Below are 24,419 nucleotides of genomic sequence, written 5' to 3' on the forward strand. Positions count from 1 at the left end.
CCCGATGTCACAGCTTGCAACCAACTCAAAGAGAAGGAAAATGCAATGACCAAGATTTCCGAAAGATCCTTTGAAACGATCGAAAACCCGGGGTCATCGTCGCTCAAGGTGCCAGATCAGTTCGGCGCATCTGTTGAAAAGGGGAACAAGAAGGTGACAGAGGCTTTTTTGAAATTTGCGTCCGGCGCTGAAGCGACACAGAAAATGCTGCCTCCGATCCTCGAAACGACAAGTCTATTCGGCAACGAATTGTGGTGGAAGACGATCGCTGCACTGCAGGCCGACGCCGAGGCCAGCTTCTCACATTTGCAAGCTTTGCTGGGCGCGAATTCGCCGTCGCAGATCCTCGAACAGCAGTCGACCTTTTTCCGCAAGCGGGTTGAGACAAGTTTGCAGCACGCCAAGGAAGTCCGGGTGCTCTCAAGCAGGGCGGTGGAGGAAATCTCAAAGCCGGTCAAGGATGCTTTTGACAAGGTGCTGACGGACCTCAAGGCGACGTAAAAGCGGACTCGCACTTAAATCGCCTGGACTGATCGGGGGCGGCCTACCTTATTCATGGACGGAAAAGATGGTGACGGGGACCATCAGGTCGGGAGAGAGCTGGAAAGTGTGTCCTGCGATCTCGATAGCTCCAGCTAACAAGCTCCTGAAAACGGATCGCGGGCGGCCGGCGTGACATATTGGACGGTTTGAACTGGCGAAGAACCCACCATCTTGGTATCTAACCGCGTAGGGGGCAGGGGGCAGGGAAGTGGTAATGGATTCACGCAGGGACATAGCCGAGCGGGTCATCGCGCGTTGGAAGGCGCGAGGAATCCGGATCGATGAAGACCCGGGTTTCATGGAACTGGTCGCTCTTTGGACGGCAGGGTCGATTGCGTCCGGTGAAATGCGCCGCCGGTATTCGGCGCTCCAGCGCGAGCGGTCGCTGTCCAGGTCAATGCCACTTGATGTGTATCCCTGCGACGAAGGGGCGGAGGTCGATCATCGATCGATTGCGATTCCAGACGACGAACCAGATGAACGGGGAGGTCTCGGACTGCCGGCGCAAGGGTGACTCTTACAAAGGGCTCATCACGCACCATTTCCTGGCGAGCGCGAACTTCACGAAACAGCGGGTCGACAAGCGCTGCGTCGCGTTGTGCATATTCTCGGGAAGAGTCCGAAAAATCCTTGCCACGAGCCGCAATGGCTGGCGGCTCAGCAAGGTAGAAGGTGAGGAGCGGCCGGCGGTACTGAGTCGACATCTTTATCAACTGTGGGCGTGTCGGCTCAGGGCATCTTCAAGCATGGCAAGGCGGTCGCTGCCCGCTATACAGGGTGCATCGCTAATGCCGAGCTTGTCGGCACATCTTCAACGCTGAGTCCCTCAGTCTCGTGCGCCCAGCGTCCGACAAGTTATTGTCTTCCATGGGAGTCCGGCTTGCGCAAATTGCCCCCGATGAAGGTTGGTCCGCCCGGGTCTTCCGCATGGAAAACGCGCGTTGCCTCAAAAACGCCGGTGCGCCATGCATAGGTCGTATCGTCGATCATCTGCGGCAAGACCTCCTGGTTTGTCGGACGACCGTACCATTTGGTGACGATGCGGGCGACTTTGGCGACGAGCGCGGTACTCATGCGAAGGTTCGAGTGTGCATCGAACATCTCCGGCGCCAAATAGCATCGAGACCTCGTTTGGGCGAAAGGTTATTCCTTTGCTGCAAAGCCTAGCTCAACGCGGCTGACATCTAAGATCGCCCGAAGGACGTCGATGCCGAATTTGAGGCTTTCCACCTCGACATCCAGCGAGATGCCCTCGGTGACTGTGCCTTTTGCGTTAGCGATTACCACCTCCTCCAGGTCTTCGAACCACTGAGGACTGTTCCCTTTGTGAAGCTTCGATAGTTCCGCAATCGCGACACTAAATGCCGATTGGACCGCGATTAGAGCGGCGCCGAGCTTTCGTTCGTCTACACCCGAGATGCAAACAATGGGGCTGTTTTTCTCATCCATGGGCTGTTCCTCTGCTGGCTCGCCACGAAACCCTATTTCAACTAATAGGCGACAGAGTCGTCGATCGCCGACGAATGCAAATAGGCCCGTAGGCTGGAGTCTCGGGTAGTTAGATCAACGAATACGCGATGCTGGGGGTGGACCATGTGGAAATGGTGGATGCGCTTGAGGCCTGTTGAAATCTGGGTCCAGCTTCCGAACGTTCCAACCGGCGGCAATGCCTCTAGGCCGTAAGCGTCGCACCTCCTGGTACGCGATAGCGGGTAATCCTTTGTACGAACTGGCTCGCATGCAAGGTCGCCCGAAGGACACAAGTGCCGAGCCTGGGCTTTCCGGCCATAGTCTTCAGTGAGACGTCTGTTGCTTCCACAACTCAACACATTCCGGCGAGCGGCATAAACCTGCAAACTCATTGTTTTTGATCCGCACGCGTCATACCTGGCCTGCACCCCACCGCCATGGCTTCGGCAAAAGGCCTTTTACTCAAAACGCAGGGACCTAGTTTGGCCCGTTTGTCAGGCAGCATCACAAAAAGATCTGCGGAAGGCTCGTCCCGCTTTGCGCGCTCAGGTGCGCCCGCAGTCGATCTGGCAGCGGATTGTTATTCAGGTACACTTTGCAATGAGGCGGAAGCTGCGACAGAATGTACGGCAGTGCAGTTCGCCCGTCGCCAAGTCCTCTCAGGTTGTTTCCACGAACGCTAAGCTCCTCCAGCCCCCTCGGCAGGTTAGGGGGCAGGTGGGTCAGTTCATTACTGTCGGTGCTGAGCCACTTTAGGGTGGCCGGGAGGTCCTCGGGTAGGCTAGTCAGTTCATTGTGAGGGACTTCGAGCCTCGTGAGCTTTGCAGGAAGGCGCTCGGGCAGGCGAATTATATTATTGAGTTCGGCGCGGAGATCCGTCAATTCGAGGGGGAGATTCTCCGGCAGGTGCGCGATTTCGTTGCGGGTGACATGAAGCTCCCTGAGCTCAGGCGGCAGGTTATCGGGCAAACTGGTCAGCCGGTTGTGGTTGACGTAGAGATACTTTAGTCCGGAAGGAAGCTCGTTCGGCAATCTGGTCAGCCGGTTGCCGTCGACGTAGAGCGTCTCGAGCATGTCCGGAAGAACCTCAGGCAGCGTGGTCAGCTGGTTGTCGCAGGCAGAGAGCTTTCGCAGACCGGGCGGGAGGTTGTTGGGCAGCCTGCCCAACCGGTTGTCATTGGCGTTGAGCCGCTGGAGGCCGGCCGGTAAGGTGGGGGGCAGTGCCGTTAGGGACAGCGATGTTAAGTTCAGGGGGGCACGAAAATTGCGGGTTTCCGTCCAGGCCTCGATCCGTGCCATTGCCTCGTGCCGGTCCTCGTCCTGCTCCTGCTGCCCGTCTTCCGCCCAGGCCAGTAAAATTTCTTTCAGTGCCGCTTCGCCGGACGAGGAGCCAGTCAAGCCTTCAACCCAGTTAAAGGTGTCTTCACCGCCTTGTTCGGAACTATTGCCAACACCCCCCTGCCTTCTGCCGTACATTGCGTCGTTCCTTAGGTCATTGCGTCACTGCTGATGTTACTTCCGTCGCGACCTTTCCTTCCAATACCAAATTCGTATCCCGTTATGCTTCGGGGGCATGGCCAGCGTCCTCCCTCGAGCTGGACAGCGCATGATTTTTATCGCGACGTTGAACAATCCCACCATTGACATGCTGCGCAAACTCGGCCTGACAGGCATGGCCAGCGCCTATCAGGAACTCGAAACGCAAATAGAAGCGAGACACCTTCGAGCATGGTGAAAGGCTTCGACTGCTGCTCGAGGCGGCCACGCTCCGCCAGAAGCGCTTCGAGGCGAGAGCCCGCCCTGCAAAGCAGCGCTGTAACGCCCAGATCGAGAACGCTGATTTTTGCGCCGCCCGCGCCCCTGATCGCAATTTCGTGACGCCGAGTGATAAAGGTATTTCATCCACCAGTTCCAGCTTGGTGGAGACCTAAACCAGACGCATTTGGAGCCGCTTGCGGCCGATTTCGCGTGGCAACTCCATCTAACTGAGGCGCAAGTTCCCGGAACAAACGCTCACGCGCGATAACCTTTCCTCATTTTCGGGCAATCTCGCAGTGTCACGTTGATTTGGTAGGTCAGCTTACGACGCCGAAGCCGTTACGCTTTTTCTCTACGCCTGCAGGGCCCTGCCGACTTAAAGGCAACGACTTCCGGACAGCCGAGGCCCAGAACCAGTTCACCTTGACATCGTGTCACTCGGGCGTAACAGGCGGCAGCCCGAGTGTCGCAATAAGCTTCATTATCGACGGCGTGGGTGGACCCGGTGTCGGCGGCGGCATGGAGACGATGGACCCGAGCCGCGGAGGCGTTGCCATAACGCCAATCATCGTGCCGATAATGGCGATCCCATCGCCGCTGATTTCGATGGCCTGCGGGCCGGTTCTGCCCGATACTACAAGGCGGATCTTGTCGGGTGTTACCTCGACGCGGCTACCTAAGGCCGCTGCGGCAGGGGAGTCGGGCGCGGCGCCGCCCGAGGTCAGGAGGAAGTGTCTCTTGACGTCGATGCTGTAGATATTCCCGACCTCGACGGTATGATTCTTCTGGGCCTTCAAATAGACCTCCTCACGGCCCTGCTTGTCCTCAAAGCGCAGTTCATTGTAGGCATTAGCGGCGCCGCCATCGGTATGCGTCCGGAAGGTCGACCGCGTTTTGTCGGTCGGCAGGGTTTCAGGCGGCAGATTTGAGCCATTGTATACGACGCCGGTCACCAGGGGCGTGTCGGGATTGCCGTGGATGAAATCAACCACGACCTCATGGCCGATCCGTGGGACGACCAGGTTGCCAAAACCCTTACCAGCGAAGTTCTGGGCCACCCGAATCCAGCAGGAGCTGTTCTCGTTCTTTCCGCCTTCTCGGTCCCAGAAGAACTGAACCTTCACACGGCCGTACTTATCCGTCGCGATCGACTCGCCCTCGGGGCCCACGACGACGGCCGTCTGCGGTCCGTGAATCAACCGCGCCGGTGTGCGGCGCCTCGGTCGGTACTGGGTGGTCGCGGGGATAATCTCTACGTTGCTGTGATAGAGGAACCGCACGCCCTTCCCCCCCACGGTGTCCGCAGTGAGATCGTCCCCCACCTCACCGATGACAGTGAAGTCCTGTCCGACTGCCAGGAAGCGATCGGTGGGTTTCGGGCGGGAACCGACCTGGCCGTAGTAGAAGGGATTTGCCGCCTTGAATAATGACCCGGTCGTTATCTGGCGCGCAGTGCTTTCGATCCGCGCGCGATAAGCGTTGCAGGCGAGTTCCTCGGCACGGATGGTGGCGTAGAAATCGCCATCGCTTTTTTTTGTATACTGGCCTGGATACTCGAAGACCTCCCGCATTGCCGTGCAGCCGCTGCTTGCCGACGAGGTCTCGCCCGTTCTGACCGCCACGCTCTCCCGCGGTCGGGTGATGGCGCTTCCCGTGAGCTTGCATGGCGGAATGCCGCCTGTCCTCACGGGAGGAACACGCGCGACAGACGTCAGTTCTGCCATCGGCTTCTCATGGTCATAGTCCCTGAGAACGACCTTGTTCGGCTGTAGCGATACGACCTCGTCCCAATGCAGGATGACATCTTCTTGGTAAAGACTTCGGGCAGGCCTGAGATTGTGGTGGGTCTCTACGATCTCAGGCGTGCAGGCCATGTGACTCGCGGCGTTGTCGACCAGCACCAGGTCATGTTGGTCCTCAGCATGTTCAAAATAGTAGTAGATGCCGTCCTGCTCCATGAGGCGGCTGACGAAGGCCAGATCCGTTTCATCGTACTGGACGCAATATGGGCGCTGTGGGAACCGTCGGGCGGTCTGATTCTTGAAATTGCCTTTATGTTCTCGAAAAATCGTGGTGATGATCTCGATGCTCGTCTTGTTCTGAAAGACCCGACTGTTAGAGCGATGCTCGAGCAATGAAATCCACGGCCGCACCTGCGCCACGTAGTTGAGGTGCTCGGTATCGTCGAGGCCGAGATATTGGAAGCGCGTAACAACACCGTTGAAGAAGCGCGTTTGCGAGTCCTTGAGCTTAAGGCCGATTGTCAGGTTTTGACCGGGGATCGTAGCAAAGTTCTGAACTGGATTGCGGCTGGCGAGCTTCACCTCGTAGAGGAAAGGTTCCCCCAGCCGCTCGGTGCCACTGAGCCGCCGGAGAGAGATTTCATTCAACTCGGACGCGGCCGAAGTGACCGCAACAAAACGATTGTGCCTTAAGAGACTCTCGATTCTTGACTCGACCATGGTGGTGTGTGTTCCGCAGATTTGATGAGAAGGCGCGGTTGCGCCCGATGGCGTGAGTAGGATGCTGCCGAAGCCATCGGCGAAGATGCCGAAAAGCGTTTATTTCGTGCATCGAAATCGCCGACCGTTGCTCAGCCAAGATGTCTTGCTGGCCCGCATCGTCAGAGCCAAGCGGGGGAGGGCGGGGTGAAGAAAGCGTGTGGGTCTCTTGGAACTCACCCACGCTAAGTCCCACCCAAATCTCGCCATGCGGCCTTGTAACATCGATGAGTTGGCGGATTCCGGCGGTGCTAGCGACGACGTGTCTCCTGGAAGATTCAACCAGGCCCAGGGCGCAGCGCCCGAGCGGACAACCACGGTGGTCGAGTTTCGCCGCGATCGTCGGCTCGATAGGCCTCTCCGCTGCTGAAGCCTCAAGGGCGTCAAAATGGCGATAACGTTCCAAAGAGGCGTCACGGCGAATTTTGCAAAGGGCCTTGGCGGTCCCATTGCAGTTTGCGTTGAGCTTACTGAAGAGAGTCGAGCTTCCGATGCTTGTCATAACGGGCCTTCCAAGCCGCCGCCCGCCGTGCCGCCGCACTTGGTATCGAGGTTACGTGGGCCATTCACCCGTTCCAGATCGATCTCGCCAAGGAGATCTTCTCCCCGCCCGAAAAGAAGGTCGAGCGGGCCCGCCGCATCATGGATGTCCGTTTCAGGAGAGTGCCATGCGGCAGCCGGTGGGCCCCGGTCAGTCGGGGTAGTTGTCAAGTCATCGGCGTGCTGGCGCGTTTTCCTCTTGCCCATCCAACTGGACCATCCGAGTCTGCCGCAGCGACCCAACTGCACTTCCGGGACCTGCTCCTGACGGAGAACGAGGTTAATCTCCCAGTCAAGTTCATCTCCAAGGTAGTTGCAGATGATCTCCGCTATCGACTTAAGGCCGGGAGCTGCGGGCAGAAGCGATTCGTAATGAGCCAGGCTGAGGGGACCCACAATGAGTCGGAACCGATGGTGCCACACTCTGACCCTCGCACCTGCAATAGCGTTGCTGTTCAGCGTGCCCGTGGCCGGGTCGCGGCCCAGGAGGCAGAGCGATATGCGGGGCAGATCCACCCACTTTGGGACAAATTCACGGATATCAACCGGCGCCTCGACGAAGCTGGCGAGGATGGCAGCGAGCCCCTCGGCGTTGCGGGTGTGTGAGGCGAGACGGCCGGTGAAGTGGAGTTTGGCCAGATCAGGCATAGCATCCCGCGCGCGCAGGGAGGTCATCCCGAAGCCGGCTAGCGCGCCGAGCTGAAGGGCAAATCGATCTTCTTGTGGCCTGTCATAGCTCACGGTCGGTTCGCCCTCCGCCCATGCGCGGAAGAAGAACGAGGCCATTCGATGATGAAAGGTATCAGCAAATCGGATCAGCGTCTCATCCGCGGCGTTGTGCTGCCGGAGAAGGGCGTACTCCGTCAGATGCAATGGGAGGGGACCGTGGGGTCCAAACAAGCCGAAGGCGTAGGTGGAGATTACGGGGTCGTTCTCCTCGTGCGCAGTCACGCCCGCGATCGATCGAGTCGGAAATGCAAGGGAGGGCTGCTGGGCGATCCGCACGCGATCCAGGCTGGGACCGCTCGATTCTCCCAGCCGAGGCCGATCTGAGCAGATTGCATCGATCCGCCGCAGAGCCTGGAAGAAGTCGCAGGCATGCGGTTCGGCCCTGAGCGAGCTTAGGAAGTCGCCGAGTGCCCCCGAAATCAAAGGATCGCCCGGCGGCCGGCCATCGTCGGCCATCGCATTACCTCCCCGCGCTGTAGCGTCGAGACGACCATCTCGGTGAAGCTGTTGATGGATACGTATTTCGCGAAGAACTGGTTGAGCACGGAGGCGAGCGGAAAGATGCCAACGCCTTCGAAGGCCGCTTCGTCCAGGATGATACCAACCTCAATCCCACGTGCTACGGCGGCTTGTCCACCGCTGGACAATCGCCTGACCGCAGGCCTGGACCGAATCTCCCGGATCCCGTCGATCTGCCGTGAGGCGAAGGCATTGACTGGATCGACGTAGAGGCGGAGGAGTTCACGTAGCGCTTCTGCGCCCCGGTGGTCGTTCCTATCGGAATTGCTGATCGAGAGGTAGTTCAGTGAAAGATGGCTAATTAATCGCCAAGTGATATCGCCATTGGCGAAGGAGTGGCGCGGTCGGCTCGGGGGCGATACGCACCGGGTGGCGGTAACTGGAGCGCCGATTTCCAGGGTGAAGTCTGTCTCGTCCCGGCCGATCGGCAGCAGCAGCGCCAGATCCCGGTTCGAGCACAGGCAGTTTACAGACAAATGCCGGAGTTCCGCCGAATAGGGAGCCGCCTGGCGATCAACTAGAGAAACGAACGTTTCGCTGCCGATGTAGCCAGTCCGCGCGCCATTTAGACGCTGGTGCTCCGACATGAGGCGCTGCTCCCGGCGGATCGCGTAGTATCTGGAATGCTGCTCCTCCTGACCGTGCGCGCTGATGCTATAGAACGGGTAGAACCTCACGGGAGCCGCTTCGTTTTTCGCCCCGTCTCCGCTCATCTCGAGGATCGAGTGGACCTCAAAGTCGAGCGGCCTCATCCTGTCAACAATCACATGATGCTCGGTGTTCTTGTCGCTCACGTGGACGAGATCTGCCTGGCGTTCGAAGAGATTAATCGCGGGCGTTGCGAAGAGAACGATATTTTGGGGCCCGAGCTGTCGTTCCAGCCGTGGCTCGACACGTCTGAGTGCGAAGACGATCTCAAGGGTCTCGGCAGTTGACAGGGCTACTGCGTCTGCCAGCCCGCTAACCTCGACGAACAACGTCCGCTCCGCGAGGGCGAAATACTCCTGTAGGAGACGGTACCCGTCGAAAGAGCGTGGCACCTCGGGCAGGAGAGCACAGCTCGGCTCCAAACCGCGTTGCTGCAGCGCATGAACCGGAATCTTTTCCTGCCAAGGGATAGGCCGGCCGACCGGACGGGCTATGATATTGCATGCGTCACCGAGAAGCTGTTCGGCGAGTGCGGCGCCGATGCCACCGGGGCCTGTTAGGTGCAGTGTGAGAGCCTCTAGTCCGAGTTTATTGAACGGCATGCCATTGGTGGTACGAAGGCGTAGTCGCAAAGCAGCCTTCGCATCTTGCCGGGCCGGAAGATCCAGTGCGGCGATCTGCCCCGGCGTCGAAAAATAATCGGCAGCGCTCACCACAATTGGCCAGAGATGCACATCATGGGCCGTGCGGAACTCGCAATGTGTGACGGCGCCCGGAGCAAGACGGCCCAAAAGCTTGGTTCCCCGCGGCACGAGGTATCCATTTTCAAGTCGTCCGGCATCCTGGTCGGGCTCGAAACGGACGATCGTCATCGAGGGGAGCGGCGGTAGAAAATGCGGATAGACCATCTCCAGGAGGTGCTGGGTGAATTCCGGAAAGCGAGACTGAAGCTTCAATTGCACCCGCGCCGCCATGAAAGCGAAGCCTTCCAGAAGCCGCTCGACGTAGGGGTCGGCGACCTCCGCTGATTCCATCCCGAGCCGGGCGGCGACCTTCGGGAATGCACGGGCGAACTCGGCCCCCATCTCGCGCATATAAGCAAGTTCGTCGTTGTACAGTCGCAGGAGCCGGGGATCCATCAGCTTATCTCTGTACCGAGATGAACGCGGGCGGATTCGAGCTCGGAATCTACCTCCGTACGCATCACCATTCGCACCGGCAATGGCTGCGCCCACAGATCGGCTTCGATCCTAAAGCGAAAAGTGCCGCAACCCTGACCATCGTCCAGGACCGTGACCTTCAGGGTGTCCGGTAAGAGACGCGGCTCAAAGCGCTGAAGGCTCTCGATTATCGCTTCGCGCAATGCGCTCTTATCCATGCCTTCGCGAATTTGTCCGCTGAGAGGCCAGGCACCATAATTAAGTGCACTGGCCGCTACGTGAGGGTACGCTTGTAGATCTACGGTTGCACCCAATTGATTGGTGTTCAACAACCAGGAAACATCGCGTAGAATCACCTCTTCCAGTTGGCGAACAGAGAAGCTGCGCTTGTCCTGCGCTTCACACGAGCTGCGCGGCTCATCGTCCGTAAGCCGGTCCAGGAGGGATGGTTGCACGAGATCCCGCTTAACATCTCTGCCCATGTTACAATCTCCAGGTGCAATGGCGACGAGTCGATCTGTCGTTTTCGCGCGCAGCCCCGAATATTCCCGGGTTGCCGATGGCCCCATCAGCCGACGAGCCTATTGAAGTCGGTGCTGTTCGCGATTTGGTTCCAGATGCCCTCGCCAGCTTTGGTAAGAGCGCCTTTTTCATCCTGCCTGTAATAAATGACCTTGCAGGCGCCGAACCGGAATGTGATCGTCTCCTCGGGGGCCTCTTCCGCATAGGACCACTCGACCTTCTCGACTACCAGCATGTTGAAACTCCAGTGCAAGAACAGGTTCGATTCTGATGTAGCTTGTCCGCTCCCCGTCGCTTTGAAAAGTTTCAGTTCGACGCTATTGAAGTGGGCGCCGCGACCACAGGCAACGTACAGAGAGGGCGATGACGTATCCACCTGCTTCTTGATAGTGAAGACCTCGAATTCGGCCTTGCCCGCGCCCGCCCCGGCGGTATGAGGCCCAATGTTCAGCTTGTTTTCGAGTGAAAAGCTCCATTCGTCCGCTAGGGTGATACCGTCCTTTAGAATGATAGATTCGCCCTTGGGCAAAATGCCGTCCTTGGACGCTTGCGTGAATTTTATAACCGCGTCGAACGCCATGATGGACTTTCCTTTTCTCGTTGATCTGATTGGGCCTGGATTGCATCGGCCAGCCCGGGGCAGCTATTCCGGAGTTTTGGCGCCGAGAACGGAGCACAATCATCTGCGGGTTTTCTCAGTCCTTGCGGGCGGATGGCAGGCGCGAGACAAGTCTCAAAGAGATGGTTAGGCCTTCGAGCTGGTAGTGTGGCCGCATGTAAAATCTCGCAACGTAATATCCGGGATTATCTTCGACCTCTTCCACCTTGACCTCGGCTGAGGAGAGCGGCTGCTGTGCCTTACTCTCTTCGCTCCCAAGCTCGGGCGAGGGGTGGACATAGCCCTGAATCCATTGGTTGAGCCACTCCTCGACCTCGTGGCGCTCCTTGAACGTGCCAATCTTGTCCCGGACCATACACTTCAAATAATGTGCGAAGCGGCAGGTTGCGAAGATGTAGGGTAGCCGGGCACTGAGTTCGGCGTTCGCTGACGCGTCGGGGTCTTCGTATTTGACCGGCTTGTTAATAGTTTGAGCGCCAATAAATACGCCGAGGTCCGTGTTTTTGCGGTGCAACAGCGGTAGAAGACCGTTTTTGGACAGTTCGGCCTCACGGCGGTCGCTGATCGCGATCTCAGTGGGGCATTTTAGGTCGACGCCACCGTCGTCGCTGCGGAAGGTATGTACCGGCAGACCCTCGACCAAGCCGCCGGATTCGACGCCACGAATTCTGGAGAGCCAGCCATAGAGCTTGAACGAGCGCGTGATATTTACGCCCATGGCGTAGGCTGCGTTCGTCCAAAGGTATTTCTCGCTGTCGCCGCCGTCTGTGTCCTCCTCGAAGGCGAATTCATCGACCGGGTTGGTTTTGGCCCCGTAGGGCAGCCGGCCAAGGGTGCGTGGTAAGGTCAGGGCCACGTACCGAGAGTTCTCGCTCTCGCGGAACGCCCGCCAAGGGGCATGTTCGGGCGTGAGGAAGATTTTTGTGATGTCACGCGGGTTCGCAAGCTCACGCCAAGAATCCATCTGCAGCAGATGTGGTGAGACGGCAGATATAAGCGGTGAGTGGCTCGCCGCCGCGATCTGCGCCAGTCCCGAAAGCAACTCTACGTCCGGTGGGGTATGGTCGAAATAGTAGTCGGCAATCAGGCAGCCATAGGGTTCACCGCCGATTTGGCCGTATTCGTCTTCGTAAATTTTTTTGAATAGCGGACTCTGATCCCAGGTGACACCCTTATATTTCCGCAGAGTTCGGGACATCTCCACCTTTGAAACTGGGAGAACGCGAATCTTCAACGTTTCATCGGTTTCGGTGTTGATGGCAAGGTGATGCAAGCCCCGCCAAGCTGATTCCACGCGCTGGAAATTTTCGTGATGGAGGATCTCGTTGAGTTGTGCAGAAAGCTTCTGGTCGATCGAAGCAATCATTGCTTGGATAGTCGTGACGACATCGTCGCTGATTAGCGACGTGTTTTGAAGTGCCTGCTCGGCCAGTGTTCGGACGGCACTCTCCACCAAGTCACGGGAGTGGTCCGAGCGGATCTTGAACTCGAATCGAAGCATGCGGGTGAAATCGCCGAGATCAACGGTGGCGACCTGTACATCTGTGGCATCTGCAGGCATCATGATCAGTCCTCCTCTGTGTCTGGGGATGCCAATGGCGGAGCGGCAACCAATGCATCAGGCTTCTCAGTCTCGATGCCATTGCCGAGGGCGCTTAGCAGTGCCGAATCCGCGAGGAAGTGGGTGAGCAACTCTTCGGCACCGTTCTTACCGTCCATATAGGCCAGCAGATTGGAGAGCTCCGTTCGCGCCTCGAGCAGCCTGCTAAGGCTGTCGACCTTGCGCGCCACGGCCGCCGGCGAGAAATCTTCGAGCCGCTCGAACGTCAAGTCGACAGCGAGTTGGCCTTCTCCGGTCAATAGGTTCGGCACCCGCATCACCACCCTGGGCCTCAGCGATCTGAGCCGATCATCGAAATTGTCGATATCGATCTCCATCATCTTGCGCTCCGCGACAGGGGCAAGCGGCTCGGCAGCATTGCCGGCGAGGTCGGACATCACGCCGACCACGAAGGGAAGCTGAACCTTCTTCTGAGAGCCATAGGTCTCGACGTCGTATTCGATCTGTACGCGAGGCGGACGAACCCGCGCGATGAACTTTTGACTACTCGCCTTTGTCATGTGTTCCACTCTCCTGATAGGGAAGATTGCGCACGTCACGTGCCCTCGCCGACCGCCAGACCGGCAATCGAACGGTATTGGGCAACCCCTTCTGGCGCCAACTCTTTGATAAGAGCCATGAAGTCCTTCGAGACAAGTCGCTGCGCGCGCTCCAGGAGGGCTGGCAGCGGGCTCGCGGGCTCATTCACCTGGTACCAGTGGCAAATGCGGCCAAGAATTTCGACAACGTCATCGCGGTTGCGGATCACTTCGGGGTAAGAGGCCTTGCTAGAGTCTGGCAATGGAGATGCCGGGGCTGCAGGCTGGGCCCTTTTCCGATGGGCGTCGACCAGATCCTTGGCCTGGGTGAGTAGCACTATCAGAGGGTCGAATCGAACGGCCTCGTCACTCGCGACGTGCTGCCGAACACTCGCGTCTAGATGGGTGGCGGCTGCCAGGCTGGCGTGGAGACCAGTGCTGATCTGCTCGAGCTGCAGTGGATCGGTGTCGATGAAGGCGTGCTCGATGGTCGAACGATCAATTTCCGTAGATTGGGACCGTAGCGCACCAGCCCAATCGCGGAGCGTAAAAGTCCCGAATTGCCTGGAGGAGGTGAGTGGGACTTGGCGTATTTCTGCCAAGAGCCCGGAGAGATCGCAGAGGCTCGCTAGAGCGTTGAGGCGAACGGTCTGATCTTCGTCATCTTCTGGATCCGGTCGCGGATGTAGCTCTGACCAGTAGAGCTCGACATAGGCCGCGAGCAGCTCAAGCCCCCGACTTAGACCAGAGAAGCCGAACTGACTGAGGGCGGATCGTGTGAGCAAGATTCCGACTCTTAGATCCTTAGTGCGGGCAGAAAGGTCGAGGCCAAGCCGCCACACCTCTGTCCAATCGGGAGCCTCCTCGGTGGCGATGGAGTCGCCTATCTGCTGGTGCGGCTTGCCATGCGACGCTATCTCCAGCTCCAGGAAGCTCAAATCGTAATCGAGAGCATCCCCGCATGCGTTGCCGTCGCTGATCGGTTTTAATAGATGATCTGCATCGAGCATGACCCAAATCCCAGTTTTCCCGACATAAAAGATCGTCGCGCCTCTGTTTCTCAATGTTTAGCAATGAGCAGACGCGATTGCTCATGCACAATCGACATTCGTATATGTCGTGAATGCTTGGGGCGTGAATGCCGCCGCTTCGGATCTTGACGCAGCTATGTGCTGCTCAGGCGCGAGGGACACCTTGTGAACAACAAGAAGCTCTTCCGGGTCCATCGGGAGGAGAAGCTCACGATGCGCAAGCGCCGTGGCCGGAAACGAGCGAAAGGCAAGCGTTGGTGTTGATCCCGCTGGCTGCCAATGATCGTTGGCGCGGGTTCAGGCTTCTGATGGTCGTGAGGAAAGCCGGACTCTCGTCGCCGATACTTCGCTCTCCGGCCTGCGGTCGCCTGTGGACTGGATCGGGTTATCGAGGAGCGTGGCAAGCCAAGCACTCTGGCCTCGGCTAACTAACCCTGCAGAGTTCGCCCAGATCGGCAACCCGCGACGTGATGCAGTGCTGCGCAGCCGGAATGGTCTCCGCACCTAAACCCGCCGATGCCGCCGCAGATGCGCAACCCACCGCTGGAGCGAACCCCAAACTGGATAAACTTGACGGTACAAGCTCAGCCAGATTGAATTGACATCGTCGGGCAGTCGTTGCAAAGGGCAACCTGCGGAGTACCGTTGCAAACGTGAGCCTGAAGGCCTCCAACTACGAAGTCTTCGCGCGGCCGCCTCCGCGCCAGTTGCTGCATAAGGTGGATGGCGTCCTCGGCGATCGCTCTTGGGGGTGTCGGCGCGCGGACCCTCATCGAACGAGCGGCCAGCCGGCGGTCCATCGCGCGTGCAGCGACCCGGCGTCAGTGGTAGAACGGCTCGAGCACTTCAACGGCATTATACTCCTGCGCTCCGCCGGACCGCCGCACGAGGCATATAGGGCGACAATCTGGATGAGATCCGTATTGACCGCATGTAACGATGCTCCCCGAGATTCGCACGTTGCCTCATTCATTTTGCTCCCAGTTGGAGCGAAGGAGTGGGGTGCGGAGATGGCGGGGTTTCGCAGCGGCCGGCCTCCTTCGTGAGCGCCATTGCCGTTTTCGACGGAAGTCGAAGGTTAATAACCATCGTCGCGGTATTTACTTTTGACAATGGGTGTGATGCGGCTTTGCGTGATCTTCTAAAAAGAATCGAGTCCCGCCGCCAATCCCCCGTTCTATCGCGCACCTACCGCATCCCAACGTGACTGTCGACCCTGCTTCCATTAGTCGTGCAGGGCAACCACGCGGTCTCTCGTGCAGATCCCTGCGATTTCGAATTGACGGACACCGACCCCGTTTGACGGTCGTGGAGTGCACGCACTTAGTCACCCTAGCCGCCCGCGCACTGCAACCCCGCTGTAGCGATCCTTCTACCTCTATGCTAAAGAAAGTTTTGGAAAAACTTGCCTCGTCGCCATCGTTCGACGGCGGCCTTGGCGCCAATCTTGCGAGGAGCGGGCTGATGGTCGCAGCGGCATGCGAGCCGACATTCTGCGCTCCCGACCGTCGAAGACGAGGTCGCTCTCGGCGTGTTAGTCAGCCGGAATGCGCCGGCCGTCGTGCCCCTAAATATCGATCTCGAGCCAGGTATTGGCCTCCAGACTGAAGAAAAATTCGGCGCTCTCACATGCTCATGCAATCCCGTGGTGGACAACCAACGCACATGATGGTGCAGTTCCTAGGGAATGTGGTGATGAGTCATGAGCCGTCCTATATCACCTTGAACGCTGCCCTCCTGGCTATCCGTTTCTTCGAGGCACCCACGATTATGGCGGCATCGGCGGCGCTGAGATCGGGATGGGCCGCCTTCAGCGCGTCCGCCCACGCCCCCTTGCTCTGCCCCGGCAGCTGCGGTGTCTGCCTAGCGATTTCGTCCAGCCTCGCCTGGTCCTGGGCCGACACCGTCTGGAACGCCGTCCTCACGGCGATATCGCGCCTTACGGCACCCACGACTATGGCGGCATCGGCGGCGCTGAGATCGGGATGGGCCGCCTTCAGCGCGTCCGCCCACGCCCCCTTGCTCTGCCCCGGCAGCTGCGGTGTCGCCGCCTTGATCTCGTCCAGCCTCGCCTGATCCTGGGCCGACACCGTCCGGAACGCCGCCCTCCTGGCGATATCGTCCCTAAAGGTGCCCAGGATGGTGGCGGCATCGGCGGCGCTGAGATCGGGATGGGCCGCCTTCAGCGCATCGGCCCAGGCCGCATTGCTCCCCCCCTGCCGCGGTGTTGCCGCCGCGATTTCGTCCAGCCTCGCCTGGTCCTGGGCCGACACCGTCCGGAACGCCGCCCTTTTAGCAATATCCTGCTTTATGGCACCCACGATTACGGCGGCATCGGCGGCGCTGAGATCGGGATGGGCCGCCTTCAGCGCGTCCGCCCAGGCCGCATTGCTCTGCCCCGGCAGCTGCGGTGTCTGCCTAGCGAGTTCGTCCAGCCTCGCCTGGTCCTGGGCCGACACCGTCCGGAACGCCGCCCTCCTGGCGATTTCGTCCTTTGCGGCGCCCACGATGGTGGCGGCATCGGCGGCGCTGAGATCGGGATGGGCCGCCTTCAGCGCGTCCGCCCAGGCCGCATTGCTCCGCCCCTGCCGCGGTGTCACCGCCGCGATTTCGTCCAGCCTCGCCCGGTCCTGGGCCGACACCGTCCGGAACGCTGCCCTCACGGCGATATCGTCCTTTAAGGCGCCCACGATTGTGGCGGCATCGGCGGCGCTGAGATCGGGATGGGCCGCCTTCAGCGCGTCCGCCCACGCCCCCTTGCTCTGCCTCGACTGTCGCGGTGTTTGCCTGGCGATTTCGTCCAGCCTCGCCTGGTCCTGAGCCGACACCGTCCGGAACGCCGCCCTTTTTACAATATTATGCTTTACGGAACCCACAATTATGGCGGCATCGGAGGCGCTGAGATCGGGATGGGCCGCCTTCAGCGCGTCCGCCCACGCCCCCTTGCTCTGCCCCGGCAGCCGCGGTGTCTGCCTAGCGATTTCGTCCAGCCTCGCCTGATCCTGGGCCGACACCGTCTGAAAAGCCGCCCTCCTGGCGATAACCCGCTTTACGGCGCCCACGATGGCGGCGGCATCGGCGGCGCTGAGATCGGGATGGGCCGCCTTCAGTGCGTCCGCCCACGCCCTCTTGCTCTGCCCCTGTAGCTGCGGTGTCTGCCTGGCGATTTCGTCCAGCCTCGCGTGGTCCTGGGCCGACACCGTCTGGAACGCTGTCCTTTTAGCAATATCCTGCTTTACGGCATTCACGATTATGGCGGCATCGGCGGCGCTGAGATCGGGATGGGCCGCCTTCAGCGCGTCCGCCCACGCCCCCTTGCTCTGCCCCGGCAGCCGCGGTGTCACCGCCGCGATTTCGTCCAGTCTCGCCTGGTCCTGGGCCGACACCGTCTGGAACGCGGCCCTTTTAGCAATATCCTGCTTTACGGCACCCACGATTATGGCGGCATCAGCGGCGCTGAGATCGGGATGGGCCGCCTTCAGCGCGTCCGCCCACGCCCCCTTGCTCTGCCCCGGCAGCTGCGGTGTCGCCGCCTTGATCTCGTCAAGCCTCGCCCGGTCCTGGGCCGACACCGTTCGATACGCCGCCCTCCTGGCGATAACCCGCTTTACGACGCCCACGATTACGGCGGCATCGGCGGCGCTGAGATTGGGATGGGCCGCCTTCAGCGCGTCCGCCCACGCCCCCTTGCTCTGCCTCGACTGCCGCGGTGTCTGCCTGGCGATTTCGTCCAGCCTCGCCTGGTCCTGGGCCGACACCGTCCGGAACGCCGCTCGATTGACGAGATCGCCCGTTGAGGCCCCCACGATTATGCCGGCATTCGCGGCGCTGAGATCAGGCGCCAACGCCAGCGGCCTTTGAGCATATAACGTCTGCCTGCGGCTGGGCCTGGGATCTGCGTCCTTCTCAGTAGTCCGCCTCTTGCGCCCGCCACCGGTCGGATCGCTGGGCTCCGCGGGCACCTCGGACATGGCCGAATGCTCCTCTCTTCCACCCGGCACCTCGGTGGGCCCGGCAACCGCTGAGGCTTCTAAATTCCCAAGGCCATGCAGCCCCCCGCGCTGAGGGCCAGTCTCCAGCGGCTGGCCCTCGACGAGGTGAATAGTGCGATCGGCATTATTGTATTCATCTGTTGTCCTCGTGAGGTTGAACGCGGTCTCTGCCGGGACGACCGGAACTCTCGTCAGTTCCGTCATGTCAGCCATCATTTGCGGGGTTTGTTCTTCAGGGCTTTGAAGCTCGGTCGGCGGGCTTGGCTGGTCGACGCTTAGCCTTTCCACGTAACGCAATACCGAATTCTCTTGCCAGATGTCGTCCGAATTGAAGTTGTCGGCCACTTGATCGACACGCGCCACTGAAGACTGCGCTCTTTGATCCGCTGGGTGCCGGCCCTCATCCGGCCGCGAAGAGCCCTGCCCCTTAGTCCGAGGGTCCCTGTCAACCATGCTCACCCCCCTGGGATATGGCCTTCAGGAAACAAGGGGTCAGCTGTCGGGCACCGACTGCTGACGGAAGGTCAGAATTTATCAGGGGCTCAAGCGACTTAACCAGAGTGCAAGGGGCGCGACTGCGACCATCGACCGCTCCAGCTTGCCGAGCCTCGTTCGGACGCCGCTCAATCACCGTGGGTCCCGTTTTTTGCTGTTGTGGCATGGGGCGGCTCTGCGGAATCGAGCTCAGGTGACGGGAGGCCGGCAGATCCCGAAGACATGGCCAGGCCGTTGATAACTGGTAGCGTAAACGCATCATTGCAGCAGAACCTCAAAAACCACGGAGAAGAGCCCGCGATTCAAACTAGCGCAGTCCCGGTATTGGATTGCATGCACAGGTGATATGCTCGCATCCGGTTAGTGAGCGGCTATGGCGCAGCTCCTGCGTGAACCCATAACGACAGCGGCGATCCTTCGAGAGATGCAGCGACGACCCGTTCTCCAGACCGGAGGTCCGTGCTTGATGTGGCGATCGGCACGGATTGCTATCAACGCTGACGGCCGCCGGTGCCGCGCAAGCCGGTTACGACGAAACATCGACATGATCTCTTCTATGGTGGGATTGGCCCAACGATACCAGGGTAGTGGCAACTGTCGCCAATTGCGGCGCCAGTGAGGTCGGCCTTCGTCTTCGAACTCCTTGCTGGCTTCCGCTAAACAACGCGGCCTTATCACAAAAGGCTGGGAGATTTAACGATGATTCCGGCATCCGGACTTCTGCGCATTGCCGGCCGGTAATAGCGCGAAAGACTTGCAGCAATCGCAGCGCCGGCGGCACCCGTGACTAGTATCCGCACTGCCTGGCCCGTAACAATGCGCTGTGACCAGCGGAAGCCGATCTCGTGGAAAGACAAGGCATGCTGCGGGCTGATATGATGAAAGACGCCGGCAATGGTGCGGCGGACCCGGGACTTGAAACCTCCCACCGAGTGGACGGCGACTTGGACGAATTCGCGGCTCGAATGCTTTACGTTCTCATGCGTAGCAAAGCTCTTGCCAATCGCCATGAACGCCTCACCGCCCATCAGGCAGGTTGCGGTTCGATCCCTTTCGCCGTCGCGCGCCCTGCATGTATCGAAAGGCCTTTTCGGCCCCGTCCAGGCGGTAGACCGTCCGGATCCATTCTCGGTCGCTCACCGAGATGAAAACGGTCGATCTCCACCGTGCCATCTTGCATGTGCTCGCGCGCCAACATGAGGCGCAGCGCATATCCCATTCGCTAGCTATTGGGCATCACCAAATGTGGAAATGCCTATCTTCGCCGCATGAATGATCCATGCCGCCAGGGCTGCTATCCCGCACCTGGCGCGAACCGGGACTGCAACCGGTTCGTGGATCGTGTCCAGGAGGTGGTTGTCTAATCGCTAAACTGGTCGTCAAGGTGCTTTAGGGGCGGCGGCGCGTGAAGACGATGTTGGCGGCGGCACTGCCTCAGCGTATTCAGGAACATTTTCGACGAGGCAATGCGCATCACGTGTCACCTTGCCTGTTGCGCTGCTCTTTTGGCCCCGTACTTGCGGCGCCGGGTCTCAAGGCTTCCGGGCGGTCATTTGCGAGATTCATCCCGTACGAGTGACAGGACAGGCGAATTGGCGCGTTGTAGGTCAGTGTGAACATGAACGACCAATAAGGCTCTGAGGGCAACGGGCTACTGAGCGACAGTCTAGATGAGACCCCTTGCTTGTCGCGCTGCAAGGGGGCTCATGACCAATCCTGATGAGCTTCGGCGCTTGCATATCTGAGCTGTCCCGACACGCGATGCCCTTCTACCAGCGCATTGTTGGATATCAGATGTGCATGCAAGGGGGCAGTGAAGCTCTGCTACTTTTACGGAGAAAGCCGTTCTGTCAGGTGGACGCGAGGCGAGTCTTGAATGTCGTGGAATAATAGGGTCGTCTGGTCGGAGGGCTTGTTCCTCCGCCCGCAGCATTTTCAGCAGGCCGATCGTCACGTCGAACAGCTGGTGCGCAGCAGGACGGCGGTTTTGCATGGGTACGGGTGGGGTATCAGCGAGCTGCGGCTCAATCGAGAGCTGCTTGGTCTCGGTAAGATCGCCATCGAAGCGGCTCGCGGCGTCTTGGAGGACGGGATGCCCTTCAGTATTCCTGACGAAGCCAACCAGCCAACTCCCTACGACGTTCCGCCGGATTTTCGAGATTCGCTTATTCACTTGGCGGTACCGTTTTATCAACCCGGCGCTCTTGAAACCGACGCGCAAGCGGGAATTGACGTACCTATCCGCTTCGCAGTCTCCACTGAGGATGTTGTCGACACCAACGCTGGCGAGCGAGGCAGCGCCTCCATCGACGTAGCGAGGCTGGATTTTCGACTGCTGCCGGACGCGGCAGACCGGTCTGGCTACACTTGCATCCCAATCGCCCGTATCATAGAGGTCCGGGCCGACCGACAGATCATTCTGGACGAAACGCACGTGCCGCCAACCCCCGACTGCGCCAGCTCCCGGGTCCTCTCGAACTACATCACTGAGATCACCGGCCTGCTTCACCATCGTGGTGAAGCTCTGGCCACTCGGGTCTCCCAGTCGGGAACGAACCGGGTTGCAGAGCTCGCGGACTTCCTTCTGCTGCAGGCGATCAATCGGTACGAGCCGTACTTCTGCCACCTGTCCAAGGCCGCCGTTGTAAATCCGGAATCGCTGTATGTTCTCATGCTCCAGTTGGCGGGTGAACTAGCCACGTTCGCCCGCGTCGATAAACGTGCCCCGACCCTTGGTGTTTACAAGCACGACTCTCTCGCGGAGGCGTTTTTGCCAGTGATACAGTCGATCCGGGCTTCGCTGGGTGCAGTGATTGAGCAGACTGCGGTCCCCGTACCGCTGCAGCGGCAAAAATACGGTGTCCATGTGGCTGAGGTGGCCGACCGCTCTCTCTTTACGACCTCGAGCTTCGTGCTGGCTGCTCGGGCTGATATTGAGGTCGAGCGCCTCCGGCGCGAGTTCCCGTCTCAGATTAAGATCGGCCCGGCGGAGAAAATCACGGAACTCGTCAATGTCGCACTGCCCGGCATTATCATCAATCCCCTACCGGTCGCGCCGCGTCAGATCCCGTTCCATGTTGGATTCAGCTATTTCGAGATCGATCAAAATAGCCGCTTCTGGAAGGATATGCCCCAATCCGCCGGCTTGGCGCTGCACGTTGCTGGCGACTTCCCAAATCTCGAAATGGCTCTCTGGGCCATCCGAGCCGGACAGAACCCACATTTGAGTTAGCCCACCAATGCCCCTCACGCTACGTGTACACAGCAATAGATGTAGTTTTCCGGAATATCTCGTGCCGGGCGACGCGGCTGGTGGACTGACTACCAGCCGAGCAGGCAACAGCCTGGTTCTGCCGGATGATCAGCAGATGGTCTCGAAATCCCACTGCTCAATCGAGTGCATGGCACGGCGATACGTACTGATCGACCGAGGCCGCGACGACACATGTCAAAATGACGAGGCGGTGCCGCTTCCGTCAGAGGCGCCGGTCGCCCGGAAAACCAGCGATGTTATTCAGATCGGCGCCTATATGACCGATGTCGTCGCGGTGTCGCCTTCGATATCCATTGCGGAGAGTGCCGCCGAACCGGAGGGACAACTTGCAGCGACAAGTGAGGAGTTGAGTCTTCTTGGCCCCCTCGAAACGGCCTCGTCGCTCCTGGCGGGCAATTGCACCCGGGGTGAAGAAGCGCTGCTGGACCTGAGGGACGGCGAGTTCCTACCATTGCCGTTCTTAGGCACTCGTTTAGACGCGCTGGCGGGCATGATGAGAAGTCCGTGGGATATCTACGCAGACAGTGTGCCAGATCGGGCCCCCATCTTGACGCAACCCAAGGTGGAGCAATCATCTCGCCAAGAATCATCGAGCGGCGGTCACGGCTTTCCTTGCCGCCTGCGGCTTATCATTGGCAGATGTCCGGAATGCCGGCATCGTAAGCGTGCTGGATCGTGCAGGGAAAATGCTTCTGTATTCCGCCGCGCTGCACAGCATACTCTCCGAGCGAGAGCTGGCGAACAATTATTCAGAAATAAGAGTTCCGACGAAAAAACCCTGAGTCTCGTTCCCGATGTCGGTGAGGCGTTGCGCGCAGTTCTGTGCAATGACTCCAGCGGGTCCCTCCGCGGAGACCTGGCCGTTGAGCAAGCCTTCACCGACCGTGGGACGCATGACGTGTCATTCGCGGCTGTGCAGAAGGCTCTGTCCAGCGTCCGTGCACGCTTGTCCCTAGCAGGGATCGAGAAGGCGATGGGGCGGCCCCGTTCCCTTTTGCACCGCAACCATAAGGCGCGAAACCGGAGTGCGTACGTGCGCGTCTTCAATGACGTCGTATCGAGCATCGAAACCGATTTGCTCCGGAGCTTCGGCGCCGACTTCGCGCGCCCAGTGCGAGAGCGTAGTCGACCCGCCCGCCGATCCCACGATGAGAGCGTCCGCTCCGAAGGGAAGTGGGCGGGTTGATGATGGTGATTGAGGAAACGATGCCAAAATCCCAGCCACTCGTCCTCCTTCACGCCGAGGAGCAGTTGGCTGTCCCTTCGCCGTCATCGCCAGTGGCGGACGAACTTACCTGGGAGATGCTTGCGCTCGACCGACTTAATCCACTGGTCGCGGCCGCGGCGGCGCTGCTGGGTCTCAGCGCTCAGCTCAAGAGCAGTGCTAGCCATATCGACGTTGAAGCACTGCGCCTTAGGGTGCTGCGGGAGATCGATGCTTTTGAGCGTCGGATCACGCCGCTCGGATTGCCCTCGCGAGCGATCAAGGTCTGCAAATACGCCCTCTGCGCGACCATCGATGACATCGTTCTGAACACAGCCTGGGGCAGCAACAGCGTCTGGACGACGCGCAGCTTGGTGGGATCGCTGTTCAGCGATACCTGGGGCGGCGAGCGCTTCTTCGATCTGCTGACGCAATTGAAAAATGAACCGGCCATCAATATAGAACTGCTGGAGCTGCTCTACTACTGCATGAGGTTGGGCTTCGAAGGCCGCTACCGCGTCACTGCGGGAGGAGCCGCAGAGCTCAGTGTGCTGTGCGAAGACGTCTACCGCCTGATCCGAGCAGCCCGTGGTGACTTCGAGCGCGAACTATCCCCGCACTGGCGGAGGAACTCAAATAATCCGAAGCCACGCCGCACAATCGTTCCAATCTGGGCCGTCGTAGCGTTTGGGGCAGGATTACTCCTCTCGATCTATACCGGACTCCTGCATGCATTAAATGCCCGCGCCGACGCTGTCTTCAACGATATCGCGACATTGCCGCCGAACGGCGTTGTCAGATCGGCGAGAATCGCATTGCCACCAAAGGTTGTTATGAGCAGCGACCGACTGCGTAACTTCCTCGAGCCCGAAATCCGCGAAGGGCTTGTCACTGTGTCCGAGGACCCACAGCAGATCGTCGTTATCATTCGCGCCTCCGGGATGTTCGATTCTGCTAGTCCGGAAGTGAAGAAAATGTTCCTGCCGCTTCTTTTACGAATTGGTCGTTCTCTGAACGGTGAGTCGGGATCGGTCCTCCTGACCGGGCACACCGACGCCATTCCGGTGCAATCACTCGCCTTCCCTTCAAACGATTCCCTTTCGCTCGCGCGTGCGAGCGCAGCTGCCGAGATTATCAAATCCATGATGGATGACCCAGGCCGCGTGCGAGAAGAGGGCAGAGGGAGCGGAGAACCGGTCGCTTCGAACCACACGCCCGAGGGCCGCGCGCGGAACCGTCGGATTCAAATCATCATCACAAAGACACAATGAAGAC

At 59.5% G+C, this 24,419-nt stretch carries 17 protein-coding genes and 4 pseudogenes; 8 read left to right on the forward strand and 13 right to left on the reverse strand.

Features of this window, described 5'->3' with window-relative positions; all coding sequences use genetic code 11:
• Window positions 1-45: 45 nt before the first annotated feature.
• Entirely contained in the window at window positions 46-501 is a 456-nt protein-coding gene (locus tag Tal182_RS25525; RefSeq protein ID WP_010024976.1) for a phasin, read from the forward strand.
• 256 nt (window positions 502-757) lie between these two features.
• Window positions 758-1,057, forward strand: coding sequence for a hypothetical protein (locus Tal182_RS25530; RefSeq protein ID WP_004680434.1), 300 nt, complete (start codon window positions 758-760; stop codon window positions 1,055-1,057).
• A gap of 341 nt (window positions 1,058-1,398) precedes the next feature.
• On the opposite strand, the gene Tal182_RS25540 is transcribed toward Tal182_RS25530, so the two are convergent.
• The 3 genes from Tal182_RS25540 to Tal182_RS25550 all read right to left on the reverse strand — a co-directional run bounded on the left by Tal182_RS25540 (window position 1,399) and on the right by Tal182_RS25550 (window position 3,489).
• Window positions 1,399-1,656 (reverse strand): hypothetical protein, encoded by a 258-nt coding sequence (locus Tal182_RS25540; RefSeq protein WP_040111814.1) that lies wholly within the window; start codon window positions 1,654-1,656, stop codon window positions 1,399-1,401.
• Between the two features lie 30 nt (window positions 1,657-1,686).
• Window positions 1,687-1,992, reverse strand: coding sequence for a hypothetical protein (locus Tal182_RS25545; RefSeq protein WP_004680432.1), 306 nt, complete (start codon window positions 1,990-1,992; stop codon window positions 1,687-1,689).
• Window positions 1,993-2,517: 525 nt separating this feature from the next.
• Entirely contained in the window at window positions 2,518-3,489 is a 972-nt protein-coding gene (locus Tal182_RS25550) for a hypothetical protein (protein WP_004680431.1), read from the reverse strand.
• 130 nt (window positions 3,490-3,619) lie between these two features.
• On the opposite strand from Tal182_RS25550, the gene Tal182_RS33150 reads away from it, so the two are divergent.
• A complete protein-coding gene (locus tag Tal182_RS33150) occupies window positions 3,620-3,748 on the forward strand; it encodes a hypothetical protein (RefSeq protein WP_010068000.1) in 129 nt (42 codons plus the stop codon).
• A 457-nt stretch (window positions 3,749-4,205) separates the two neighbouring features.
• On the opposite strand, the gene tssI is transcribed toward Tal182_RS33150, so the two are convergent.
• Window positions 4,206-6,233: a type VI secretion system tip protein TssI/VgrG gene (tssI, locus tag Tal182_RS25555; RefSeq protein WP_008536037.1), complete on the reverse strand. Its 2,028-nt coding sequence runs from the start codon at window positions 6,231-6,233 to the stop codon at window positions 4,206-4,208.
• 549 nt (window positions 6,234-6,782) lie between these two features.
• Here tssI and Tal182_RS33245 point away from each other — a divergent pair.
• Window positions 6,783-6,920 (forward strand): annotated as a pseudogene (locus Tal182_RS33245) (CoA ester lyase); the annotation flags it as partial.
• 105 nt (window positions 6,921-7,025) lie between these two features.
• Here Tal182_RS33245 and tssG read toward each other — a convergent pair.
• The 7 genes and pseudogenes from tssG to tssA all read right to left on the reverse strand — a co-directional run.
• A pseudogene (gene tssG, locus Tal182_RS25560) lies at window positions 7,026-7,997 on the reverse strand (type VI secretion system baseplate subunit TssG); the annotation flags it as partial.
• Window positions 7,961-9,847 (reverse strand): type VI secretion system baseplate subunit TssF, encoded by a 1,887-nt coding sequence (gene tssF, locus Tal182_RS25565; protein WP_008536039.1) that lies wholly within the window; start codon window positions 9,845-9,847, stop codon window positions 7,961-7,963. The pseudogene tssG and the gene tssF, both read right to left, overlap by 37 nt.
• Complete coding sequence (tssE, locus tag Tal182_RS25570; RefSeq protein ID WP_004680427.1) at window positions 9,847-10,350, reverse strand: type VI secretion system baseplate subunit TssE; 504 nt, start codon at window positions 10,348-10,350, stop codon at window positions 9,847-9,849. The genes tssF and tssE overlap by 1 nt, the downstream gene beginning before the upstream one ends.
• Before the next feature lie 86 nt (window positions 10,351-10,436).
• Entirely contained in the window at window positions 10,437-10,970 is a 534-nt protein-coding gene (locus Tal182_RS25575; protein ID WP_004680426.1) for a type VI secretion system tube protein Hcp, read from the reverse strand.
• 115 nt (window positions 10,971-11,085) lie between these two features.
• Window positions 11,086-12,573 (reverse strand): type VI secretion system contractile sheath large subunit, encoded by a 1,488-nt coding sequence (tssC, locus tag Tal182_RS25580; RefSeq protein WP_004680425.1) that lies wholly within the window; start codon window positions 12,571-12,573, stop codon window positions 11,086-11,088.
• Window positions 12,574-12,575: 2 nt separating this feature from the next.
• Window positions 12,576-13,130: a type VI secretion system contractile sheath small subunit gene (gene tssB / locus Tal182_RS25585; RefSeq protein ID WP_085861378.1), complete on the reverse strand. Its 555-nt coding sequence runs from the start codon at window positions 13,128-13,130 to the stop codon at window positions 12,576-12,578.
• Between the two features lie 35 nt (window positions 13,131-13,165).
• Complete coding sequence (tssA, locus tag Tal182_RS25590) at window positions 13,166-14,158, reverse strand: type VI secretion system protein TssA (protein WP_004680423.1); 993 nt, start codon at window positions 14,156-14,158, stop codon at window positions 13,166-13,168.
• Window positions 14,159-14,284: 126 nt separating this feature from the next.
• On the opposite strand from tssA, the pseudogene Tal182_RS31545 reads away from it, so the two are divergent.
• A pseudogene (locus Tal182_RS31545) lies at window positions 14,285-14,675 on the forward strand (IS3 family transposase); the annotation flags it as partial.
• 1,216 nt (window positions 14,676-15,891) lie between these two features.
• Here the strand turns inward: Tal182_RS31545 and Tal182_RS25600 are convergent.
• Window positions 15,892-18,375 (reverse strand): hypothetical protein, encoded by a 2,484-nt coding sequence (locus Tal182_RS25600; protein ID WP_245344881.1) that lies wholly within the window; start codon window positions 18,373-18,375, stop codon window positions 15,892-15,894.
• Window positions 18,376-19,340: 965 nt separating this feature from the next.
• Window positions 19,341-19,900: pseudogene (locus Tal182_RS25605) on the reverse strand (transposase); the annotation flags it as partial.
• A 642-nt stretch (window positions 19,901-20,542) separates the two neighbouring features.
• Between Tal182_RS25605 and tssK the strand changes: the two are divergent.
• From tssK to icmH, 3 genes are read left to right on the forward strand one after another with little or no spacing between them, the layout of a single operon-like run.
• Complete coding sequence (tssK, locus tag Tal182_RS25615) at window positions 20,543-21,898, forward strand: type VI secretion system baseplate subunit TssK (protein WP_016737477.1); 1,356 nt, start codon at window positions 20,543-20,545, stop codon at window positions 21,896-21,898.
• A gap of 7 nt (window positions 21,899-21,905) precedes the next feature.
• Window positions 21,906-23,126, forward strand: a complete 1,221-nt coding sequence (locus Tal182_RS25620) for a type VI secretion system-associated FHA domain protein (RefSeq protein ID WP_210256236.1) — start codon at window positions 21,906-21,908, stop codon at window positions 23,124-23,126.
• Window positions 23,126-24,415, forward strand: a complete 1,290-nt coding sequence (gene icmH / locus Tal182_RS25625; RefSeq protein ID WP_012489524.1) for a type IVB secretion system protein IcmH/DotU — start codon at window positions 23,126-23,128, stop codon at window positions 24,413-24,415. The genes Tal182_RS25620 and icmH overlap by 1 nt, the downstream gene beginning before the upstream one ends.
• Window positions 24,416-24,419: the final 4 nt, after the last annotated feature.

This window comes from Rhizobium sp. TAL182 (assembly GCF_002117725.1).
Taxonomy (GTDB): Bacteria; Pseudomonadota; Alphaproteobacteria; order Rhizobiales; family Rhizobiaceae; genus Rhizobium; species Rhizobium esperanzae.

What these genes read in the sequence shown, in the direction of transcription:
- Tal182_RS25525 (WP_010024976.1), top strand. Translation starts at nt 46, where the DNA reads ATGACCAAGATTTCCGAAAGATCCTTTGAAACGATCGAAAACCCGGGG.
- Tal182_RS25530 (WP_004680434.1), top strand. Translation starts at nt 758, where the DNA reads ATGGATTCACGCAGGGACATAGCCGAGCGGGTCATCGCGCGTTGGAAG.
- Tal182_RS25545 (WP_004680432.1), bottom strand. Translation starts at nt 1,992, where the DNA reads ATGGATGAGAAAAACAGCCCCATTGTTTGCATCTCGGGTGTAGACGAA.
- Tal182_RS25550 (WP_004680431.1), bottom strand. Translation starts at nt 3,489, where the DNA reads ATGTACGGCAGAAGGCAGGGGGGTGTTGGCAATAGTTCCGAACAAGGC.
- Tal182_RS33150 (WP_010068000.1), top strand. Translation starts at nt 3,620, where the DNA reads ATGATTTTTATCGCGACGTTGAACAATCCCACCATTGACATGCTGCGC.
- tssI (WP_008536037.1), bottom strand. Translation starts at nt 6,233, where the DNA reads ATGGTCGAGTCAAGAATCGAGAGTCTCTTAAGGCACAATCGTTTTGTT.
- tssF (WP_008536039.1), bottom strand. Translation starts at nt 9,847, where the DNA reads ATGGATCCCCGGCTCCTGCGACTGTACAACGACGAACTTGCTTATATG.
- tssE (WP_004680427.1), bottom strand. Translation starts at nt 10,350, where the DNA reads ATGGGCAGAGATGTTAAGCGGGATCTCGTGCAACCATCCCTCCTGGAC.
- Tal182_RS25575 (WP_004680426.1), bottom strand. Translation starts at nt 10,970, where the DNA reads ATGGCGTTCGACGCGGTTATAAAATTCACGCAAGCGTCCAAGGACGGC.
- tssC (WP_004680425.1), bottom strand. Translation starts at nt 12,573, where the DNA reads ATGATGCCTGCAGATGCCACAGATGTACAGGTCGCCACCGTTGATCTC.
- tssB (WP_085861378.1), bottom strand. Translation starts at nt 13,130, where the DNA reads ATGACAAAGGCGAGTAGTCAAAAGTTCATCGCGCGGGTTCGTCCGCCT.
- tssA (WP_004680423.1), bottom strand. Translation starts at nt 14,158, where the DNA reads ATGCTCGATGCAGATCATCTATTAAAACCGATCAGCGACGGCAACGCA.
- Tal182_RS25600 (WP_245344881.1), bottom strand. Translation starts at nt 18,375, where the DNA reads ATGACGGAACTGACGAGAGTTCCGGTCGTCCCGGCAGAGACCGCGTTC.
- tssK (WP_016737477.1), top strand. Translation starts at nt 20,543, where the DNA reads ATGTCGTGGAATAATAGGGTCGTCTGGTCGGAGGGCTTGTTCCTCCGC.
- Tal182_RS25620 (WP_210256236.1), top strand. Translation starts at nt 21,906, where the DNA reads ATGCCCCTCACGCTACGTGTACACAGCAATAGATGTAGTTTTCCGGAA.
- icmH (WP_012489524.1), top strand. Translation starts at nt 23,126, where the DNA reads ATGATGGTGATTGAGGAAACGATGCCAAAATCCCAGCCACTCGTCCTC.